6 protein-coding genes and 1 pseudogene are annotated in these 8,549 nt (G+C 69.4%); 2 read left to right on the top strand and 5 right to left on the bottom strand.

The window, feature by feature from the left end; all coding sequences use genetic code 11:
• Positions 1-1,867, top strand: a pseudogene (locus GA0115259_RS02640) (response regulator); the annotation flags it as partial.
• Positions 1,868-1,939: 72 nt separating this feature from the next.
• Here GA0115259_RS02640 and GA0115259_RS02635 read toward each other — a convergent pair.
• The 3 genes from GA0115259_RS02635 to GA0115259_RS02625 form a co-directional block, all read right to left on the bottom strand.
• Entirely contained in the window at positions 1,940-3,613 is a 1,674-nt protein-coding gene (locus tag GA0115259_RS02635; protein ID WP_093590233.1) for a long-chain fatty acid--CoA ligase, read from the bottom strand.
• Positions 3,614-3,805: 192 nt separating this feature from the next.
• Complete coding sequence (locus tag GA0115259_RS02630; RefSeq protein WP_093590230.1) at positions 3,806-4,486, bottom strand: SigE family RNA polymerase sigma factor; 681 nt, start codon at positions 4,484-4,486, stop codon at positions 3,806-3,808.
• A 359-nt stretch (positions 4,487-4,845) separates the two neighbouring features.
• Positions 4,846-5,157, bottom strand: coding sequence for a hypothetical protein (locus tag GA0115259_RS02625; RefSeq protein ID WP_093590227.1), 312 nt, complete (start codon positions 5,155-5,157; stop codon positions 4,846-4,848).
• 358 nt (positions 5,158-5,515) lie between these two features.
• On the opposite strand from GA0115259_RS02625, the gene GA0115259_RS02620 reads away from it, so the two are divergent.
• Positions 5,516-6,580 (top strand): bifunctional DNA primase/polymerase, encoded by a 1,065-nt coding sequence (locus GA0115259_RS02620; RefSeq protein WP_093590224.1) that lies wholly within the window; start codon positions 5,516-5,518, stop codon positions 6,578-6,580.
• A 78-nt stretch (positions 6,581-6,658) separates the two neighbouring features.
• On the opposite strand, the gene GA0115259_RS02615 is transcribed toward GA0115259_RS02620, so the two are convergent.
• Both GA0115259_RS02615 and GA0115259_RS02610 read right to left on the bottom strand, forming a co-directional pair.
• Positions 6,659-7,111 carry a histone deacetylase gene (locus tag GA0115259_RS02615; protein ID WP_345940985.1) on the bottom strand — a complete coding sequence of 151 codons (453 nt, stop codon included), beginning with the start codon at positions 7,109-7,111 and terminating at the stop codon, positions 6,659-6,661.
• A 394-nt stretch (positions 7,112-7,505) separates the two neighbouring features.
• A complete protein-coding gene (locus GA0115259_RS02610) occupies positions 7,506-8,330 on the bottom strand; it encodes a hypothetical protein (protein ID WP_256097886.1) in 825 nt (274 codons plus the stop codon).
• Positions 8,331-8,549 lie beyond the last annotated feature (219 nt).

The raw sequence follows: 8,549 nt of genomic DNA, 5'->3' as shown, positions 1-8,549 counted from the left end.
CGCCGCCGCCGACCGCGCTCCGTCGCCCGTCCAGCCCCCTTCGCCGGCCGCGCCGAGCAGGCCGGCCACCCGCGCTCAGGACGCCTCGCTCCCGGGCCGCCATGACGCCGTACGTACACAACCGGACGCCGACCACACCCCGCCGCAGGCGCACCCGCTGCCCTCGGGACGGCGTCGTGGCGCTACGGACACCCAGCACCCGGCGCCGCCCACCTGGCCCGAGAGCACCGGAGGCATCGGAAGCGCCGGGAGCCCCGGAGACACGGCCGGTCGTACGAGCAGCGGCACCGGCGCCATGCCCGTCGACCCGAACGGCTGGGGGAGCCCCGGACTCGCCATGCCCGGACAGGCCGCGCCGGGGCAAACGGCGGCCGACCAGGCTCCTGGCCACGGCGCGGACCCCATGTCCAACGGGCAGGGCATGCCCACCACTTCGGGCTTCGGCATGATGACCGGACCTCCGGGCTGGCCCGACGACCCACGTACCTCCGCGAACGCGAACGCGGACGGCCGTACGGGCGCCGACACGGCCGGCCACACGGGCAGCATGCCGTCCGCCCAGACACCGCAGACGGCCCCGGGCGCTCCCGTACCGCCCGCCCCAGGCGCTCCGGGTGCCCCAGGCGCTCCAGGTGCTCCGGGCGAGTCCGCCGTCGCAGATCCTCGGCGCGGCGCTCATCAACCACTGCCGCCCGCGCTTCCTCTCCCCGAGGAGACTCCGGTCTCGCCGGACTCCACCCAGGGCCGCGCCTTCAGCGTGCGCACACTCGGCCAGGGCGTGCCCTTCGCACACCAGCCGCCCCAGCCCCACCAGCAGCCACAGCCTCACCAGCCACAGGGCCAGACCACCCAAAGCCAGGGCTCGGGCCAGTCCCTCGGCTCGGGACGGCGCCGCAAGCTCGGCACGCCGCCCGCCGACACCGACGACCGCTCCGCGAGCGCGTCGGCACCGAACTCGCCGCACCAGCCCCAGCCCGGCTCCCCCCAGGGCAACTCGCGGCTGCCCTCCGCCCATCCCGAAGGCCGGTCGTACGCGATCGGCGCCCCCGACGAGGGCGCCGAGGGCCCGGAGCCGCTCGACGGTCCCGGCGGCGCGGTCGAGGTCGCCAACCGCCCTCAGCCACGGCCCGTCGACGACGAACTCCCTCCCGAGCCACTCGACAATCCACGCCGGCTGCTGGTCTGGCCCGCGCCGGACGTCTCCACCCAGCAGGCGCTCAGCGACCGCGGCTACCGCCCGGTGGTCGTGCACTCCCGCGAGGAGGTCGACGCCCAGATCGCCGCGTTCCCAGCCGCGCTCTTCGTCGACCCGCTGACCGGACCGATCACCCGTACCGCCCTCCAGTCGCTGCGCCAGGCCGCGGTCGCCGCCGAGGTCCCCGTACTGGTGACGGCCGGTCTGGGCCAGGCGACCCGGGAAGCGGCGTACGGCGCCGACCCGGCCGTACTCCTCAAGGCCCTGGCCCCGCGCGACAGCGAACAGCATCCGTCGCGCGTGCTGCTGATCGAGGAGCACGTGGAGATCGCGCTCGCGCTGACGGCCACGCTGGAGCGGCGCGGTATGCAGGTCGCGCGCGCGGGCACCGACGACGAGGCGGTCGCCCTCGCCTCCCAGATGCGGCCGAACCTCGTGGTCATGGACCTGATGCAGGTACGGCGGCAACGCGCGGGCATCATCGACTGGCTGCGGGCGAACGGTCAGTTGAACCGGACTCCTCTCGTCATCTACACCTCGGCGGGAATCGACCGCGCGGAACTGCCTCGGCTCGCGTCCGGCGAGACCGTACTGTTCCTCGCGGAGCGCTCCACCAGCACCGAGGTGCAGTCCCGGATCGTCGACCTCCTCGCGAAGATCGGTACGAACTGAAGATCGGTACGAACCGGGCCGCGCCCGCGTTCAAACATCTGAACCCGAGTTACGTCTGAACCGGAGTGACGCCTAAACCCGAGTGACGTCCAGCTCGCCGTCCGCGTACTGCCTGCGGATCACCTTCTTGTCGAACTTCCCGACGCTCGTCTTCGGCACCGCCGGCACCACCGCCCACCGCTCGGGAAGCTGCCACTTAGCGATCTTCCCGGCGAGAAACTCCTTCAGCGCCGCGTAATTGGGCGACGCGCCGTCCCTGAGGACGATCGTCGCGAGTGGCCGCTCGCCCCACTTCTCGTCCGGTACGGCGACGACCGCCGCCTCCGCCACCTCCGGATGGGCCATCAGCGCGTTCTCCAGCTCCACGCTGGAGATCCACTCGCCGCCGGACTTGATGACGTCCTTGGCGCGGTCGGTGAGCGTGAGGAAGCCGTCCGGGCTGATGACTCCGACATCGCCCGTGCGCAGCCAGCCGTCGGGGCTGAACTTGTCCTCGGGCTTGATCGGTTCGTTTCCCGCGCCGCCGTAGTAGGCGCCCGCGATCCATGGGCCGCGTACCTCCAGCTCACCGGCCGATTCGCCGTCCCATGGCAGGAAGTCGCCATCGGGCCCGGCGAGACGGGCCTCGACGCCGGCCGGGAAACGGCCCTGGGTGATGCGGTACGGCCACTCCTCGTCGGCGGTGAGTCCGGCGGGCGGGTTGGACATCGTGCCGAGCGGCGATGTCTCCGTCATGCCCCAGGCGTGACAGAGCCGTACGCCGAGCTTGTCGTACGCCTCCATCAGCGACGGCGGACAGGCGGAACCGCCGATGGTGACGCGCGCCATGGAGGTGAGATCGCGCGGGCGCGCGGTGACCTCGGCGAGCAGTCCCTGCCAGATGCTGGGGACGGCGGCGGCGTGCGTGGGCCGCTCACGTTCGATCATCTCGGCGAGCGGACCGGGCTGGAGGAAGCGGTCGGGCATCAGCATGTTCACGCCGGCCATAAAGGTGGCGTGGGGCAGGCCCCAGGCATTCACATGAAACTGCGGTACGACGATCAGGGTGGTATCCCTGTCCGACAGCCCCATCGACTCCGTCATATTGACCTGCATGGAGTGCAGATAGATCGAACGGTGCGAGTAGACGACGCCCTTGGGATCCCCGGTGGTGCCGGAGGTGTAGCACATGGCCGCGGCGGTCCGCTCGTCCAGCTCGGGCCAGTCGAACGTGGTGGGACGGCCGGCGATCAGCTCCTCGTACTCATGCACACGCACATGCACACGCGCGGACGCGCCGTCGAGCAGCGGACCGTCGAGCAACGCCCGGTCGCCGGGACCGGAGACGACGACATGCTCGACGGTCGGGAGGTGAGGGAGGAGCGGCGCGAGGAGCGGCAGCAGCGAGCCGTTCACGAACACCACGCGGTCGGCCGCGTGGTTGACGATCCAGACAAGCTGCTCGGGCGGGAGCCGGAGATTGAGGGTGTGGAGGATCGCGCCCATGGAAGGGATCGCGAGATAGGCCTCGACGTGTTCGGCGTTGTTCCACATCAACGTCCCCAAAACACTTCCCTCGGTCACTCCGAGTTCGTCGCGTAGGGCGTTGGCGAGCCGTGTCGCGCGCTCGCCGACCTTGGCGAAGCTACGGCGCTCCGGCTCGGGCCCGCCGGTCCAGGTCGTGACGTGTGACGCTCCATGGATGGTCATCCCATGGTGCAGGATGCGGCTCACAGTCAGCGGTACGTCCTGCATGGTGCTCAGCACGGCGTCCTCCCGGTGGGCGCTAGCGCTCCGTCGCGCTAAGGGTTGCGGAGATTCTGCGCACGTACCGCGCGGTATGTCACTACCCGGGAGCAGAAACGGCGAGGTCTGTAGGTCTGTTGTCGGCGGACCGGTAGGGAGGCAACGTCTGACCGGGACGTCAGCGAACCGGGATGCCGGGGGACTGAGGCAGCATCAGCGAACCGGGGAAAGATCCGGGTCCTCGCGGAGTTTGCCGAGCGCACGGGACACCGCGCTCTTGACCGTACCGATCGAGACTCCGAGCACCTCGGCGGTCTGGGCCTCGCTGAGGTCCTCGTAGTAGCGGAGGACCACCATCGCCCGCTGGCGGTCGGGCAGTTTCATCACCGCGCGCCACATGGCGTCGTGCAGCACCTGCTGGTCGGCGGGATCCGGCTCCGGCAGGCCCGCGGGCTCGGGCAGTTCCTCGCAGGCGAACTCGTCGACCTTGCGCTTGCGCCACTGCGAGGTACGGGTGTTGAGCAGGGCACGGCGGACATAACCGTCCAGCGCCCGGTGGTCCTCGATGCGGTCCCAGGCGACATACGTCTTGGTGAGGGCCGTCTGCAACAGGTCCTCGGCGTCGCACGGGTTGGAGGTGAGGGAGCGGGCCGTCCTCAGCAGCACGGGCCCCCGCGCCCGTACGTACGAGGAGAACGACGCGTAGGCCGGACGGGCCGAGTGGCTCGGGCGGGCCTGGTGGGTCTGGTGGCCCGGTTGGGCGGGATGCGGCGCGTACGGTACGGCCGACACGTACGGCGCGGCGGGCACGGACGGCGGCGCGTGATGTACGTACGGCGCGTGCGGAGCCGGTTTGGCGGCCGTGGAGGCGCTCGTGCAGACAGGCGTGGTCATGGCTCCACGCTAGGAGTGAGCCCTGCCTCGGGGGATCGGCCCCAGGTCCCGAAGAGATGTCCGCCTCAGGGTGTAGGGGTGGTGTCAGCTCCACCTCCTGAAGGTGGAGGAGGGATGAGGGAGACCATCAGGGTCACCCCGGGCACGGGACGGACGCGGGACGAGCAGGGCTGCGGACGCGGCGACGAACACGGCACGAGCAGCCGGACCCACAGCGCGAACACAACCCAGACAGCCAGACAGCCGGACGCCGGACAGCAAAGTGTGCGCGCGCCGCCCCGCAACGGACTGCGCGACGGCACCGAAGTGCCGCCGCGCAGAACATCACCCCTCGGTCACACCCCCCGTCGGGCCCTATGTCACCGGTGGCGGGCGAAGTTCACCGCGATGTTCTCGTTGGACTGGTCGATGGTCGTGAAGCCCGCACCGATCACGTTGGCCGTGTTGTTCTGGTTGGACGCGCCGGCACCGGTCGCCACCTGCTGCGTGGTCGTCGAGTTGCCGAAGTTGTGACCACCCACGCCACTGCCGGCCAGCGTGGCGACGCTCGCATTCCACTCGTTGTCGGAGAAGGCGTCGTCGTCGGCCTGGGCCACGCCGGTGAAGAGCGCGGCAGCGAGGGGCAGGGCGGCGACAGCGGCAAAGGCACGAGCGGTACGGAAGCTTGCCATGTCAGTTCCTCCAGGAACGAAGTACGGGTGTTTCCAAGGCAGTTGGCCGACCGCCTCGGTCGTTGTGACGACGTCGCGACCTCAGAATTGCCCACCGAATCCCCCGCGAACCACCCCGGAGTCGCTGATTCCCTCGCAAGCGTGAGGACAAGTCGATAAACCCCTATGCGCTCCCAAATCCATGGTTCACCCCCAAGGTATCGACAAGTCTCCAAGGCCAGAGACAGCGAGCCGGCCTCCGTAAGCCGCCCCCCGGAAGAGGCGAATCGTTTCACCGTGATCCCTTCAGAGCCTCCCGCCGACGGCACGACCGCCATCCCCTCTTCCCTTCTTCGAACGCTTGTACGAACATAGAAGCATGGCCACCACCGCCCGGCACCCCGCCACCCTGGCCCTCGCTCACGCGCTGTCCGCCGCCGAACGTGGGCTCCCCGTCATCCCTCTGTCCCCCACCAAGCTCCCGGCCCTGCGCTCGCCTCACCGCGACGAGCCCGAACGGATCCGCTGCCGCGGCGAGTGCGGGCTGCTGGGCCATGGCGTCCACGACGCCACGGCCGATCCCACCGGCGTACGCGCTCTCTTCGCCGCCGCGCCCTGGGCGACCGGTTACGGCATCGCCTGCGGGCGCCCGCCGCACCAGCTCATAGGCATCGATCTGGACGTCACCGCGGGAACGGGAGCGGGATCGGTATCAGGGCGGGCAGGACGGGCGCCAGGACCGGCGTTCGGCCCACCCTGGGACCTGACCGCGACCCCGATCTCGGACCCGACCGCAGCCCCGATCTCGGACCCGACCCCGAATCCGGTCTCGGACCCAACCCTCGGCTGGACTCCCGGCCGAACCCTCAGCCCGCCCCCGGACTCGATGGCCGCGCTCCAGCAGTTGGCCTTCCAGCATCTGTTCACGCTGCCGGAGACCGTGATCGTCCTGACACCCAGCGGTGGCCGGCACATCTGGCTGACGGGCCCGCCGAACGTCGTCGTGCCCAACTCCGCCGGCCGGCTCGCTCCCGGAATCGACGTACGCGGCGCCGGCGGCTATCTGGTCGGTCCCGGCTCGGTCACGGCCCGCGGCGCCTATCGGCTGGCGCCGGGTACGGAGGGCCTGGCGCCCGCGCCCTGCCCTCGTGCGCTGCTGCGCCTGCTCACTCCTCCGGCCACGCCTCCGGTCACGCCGTCGGCCCGCCCGAACCACCGCCGGGACCAGCCCGCGCGCGGCGACGGCCTGGTGCAGTTCGTACGAGCGGCACACCAAGGCCAGCGCAACACGCGGCTCTTCTGGGCCGCCTGCCGCGCGTACGAACACGGCTTCGGTGACGCGCTCGTGGAGCCGCTGGTCGACGCCGCCGTACGGACAGGGCTGGACGAACACGAAGCGCGCGCCACCATCGCCTCAGCGGCCCGCCTCACGGCACGCCCGTAACGCACGCGTCGTACACAGCCGTACGACGGGGAGCCATACGGCGAGCAGTCGTACGACGGGGCCCACCCTCCGCGTACCTCACCCCACGACGAGTTCAGCGATGTCACGAGCGGTCCACGCGCCGGCCGCACCGGGGCACGCGGCGATATAGCGCGCGACGGCAGGAAGGTCCCAGGCGCCCGCCTCCAGCAGTCCCCGGCACAGAACTTTGACGTAGGAGTCGGACGGCGTATTCCAGCTCAGATCGCGCACACGCCATGGAGCGGTGAATGTAAGCACCGGCAGCCCGTCCATCGTCCCCGGGCATACGAGCGTTTCGTACCGTCCGCTCCCGAGCTCCGCCCTTCCCCGCCTCAACACCTGCGACAGATTCAGATCGGCCCCCGGCTGTCGGTACATCTTTTGTGCGGCAATGTCCGAGAACTGCTCGGCGGACACCAGATGCGCCCTGGCAAACACCCGTCCCGAAGCCCCGGGATCGTAAAACGCCCTTCCGCCCGCCCACACCGGCGACTCGGTGGCGAAATACACAACTCCCTCAAGCTCCACCGGCACCGAAACCTCAGGCAACCTCCGGTCCCGACATCCCGGATACGCCCTGGCCGCGCCCGCCGGCCGGCCGCCTGCGATATAGCAGGAGAACCGCGCCAGATCCATATTGGACCCGTACGCCACATACCAAACCCGCTTCGGCGACACTCCCGGAGCCTCACGAGTCCCACGCTCTCGAATTTCCCGGGGCCTGATCACTGACGCACCGATCGACGGGCCGACACAACGACAACCACCAGAACACCACACCCCGCCTCACCACTTACCCCAGCACAAAGGCGAACGCAAAGGCGCGACCCCAATCCGGAGCCGCGCCTTTTCACCTGCCAATACCTCTCGGACCTGCCCTACGGACACGCCCTGCCCCGGCGCGTCAGCCGGCGCGACGCGTCTTGACGCCGTCGACCTCGAAATCGTAGATGTTCTGATTGATCCGAAGACCGTCGACAGCGCCGATCCACATGAAGTCGCGGCCCTTGCCCACCGCGGCGGTGTAGATGGTCGGCTGCGCGCCACCGTCGTTGAGCGAGGCCTTGAGCTGTGCGAAGGTGCACCTGGCGGCCTGGGTACAGGAAGTCTCGTTGCCCGTCAGGTACCAGTAGCCGGTCGTGGTGGCGTCGATGAACGGGCTCCACCGGTCCGTCACCGGCGCCGCATCCGGCACCCACACCATCGTGGAGTAGTTGTCGGCCGGATGCGCGCTCACATTCGGATCGATCTCGAACCGGATGTTCGGCATGTTCTCCGGGCCGCCGTAACCAATGTTCTCGTTGGTCTGGAAGACGCGGAAACCGACCTTCTTCAGGCCCAGCACCGGATCGCCGAAGAAGTCGACCTCGTTGCCGAAATCGACCTTCTCACTCGGAGGATTCAGCGAGGTGGAGTCGTTCGCTACCTCGATTCCCAGGCTGCCGCGCCCATAAGGCGGCCTGGCGGAGGGTCCCTGCACACCGAACGAGCCGAACGGGCCGTCCCTCAGAGCGGCGACGGGAGAGCCGATCGTGTTACGGGTGATCACGCCCCAGTGTTCTGAGCGAGATCGATTTCCGTCTGCGGCAGCAGACGCCGATCCTGGGACGGTCGAGGCGACGATCGCGGCCAGCGCCGCGACCGCAAGCGCCTTTGCCCGACTCACGCCAAAGCGAGCGTTCACACTCACTCCTTCCGGATAGCTGAAAGGCCAGAAACGCGCCGGCACCCAGCCGACGCGACAGACGCCACCGTATCTGACCCTCAGTAGCCACACCGGCCACGACATACTCCACACATATACGCCTATTCATGCCCTCAATGCTGTGACTAGCCTCAAATACTTTCACTCTCCGTATCAAAGCCACGGCCGCAGCGCCGACCGGCGGGCAAGCGCCGGCCCGCCTACATCCCGTTCGATCCCGGACAACGGCCCCCCTAAGACAAA

Source organism: Streptomyces sp. MnatMP-M17, from assembly GCF_900091995.1.
Taxonomy (GTDB): Bacteria; Actinomycetota; Actinomycetes; order Streptomycetales; family Streptomycetaceae; genus Streptomyces.
This window is presented reverse-complemented; position numbering and strand designations above follow the sequence as displayed.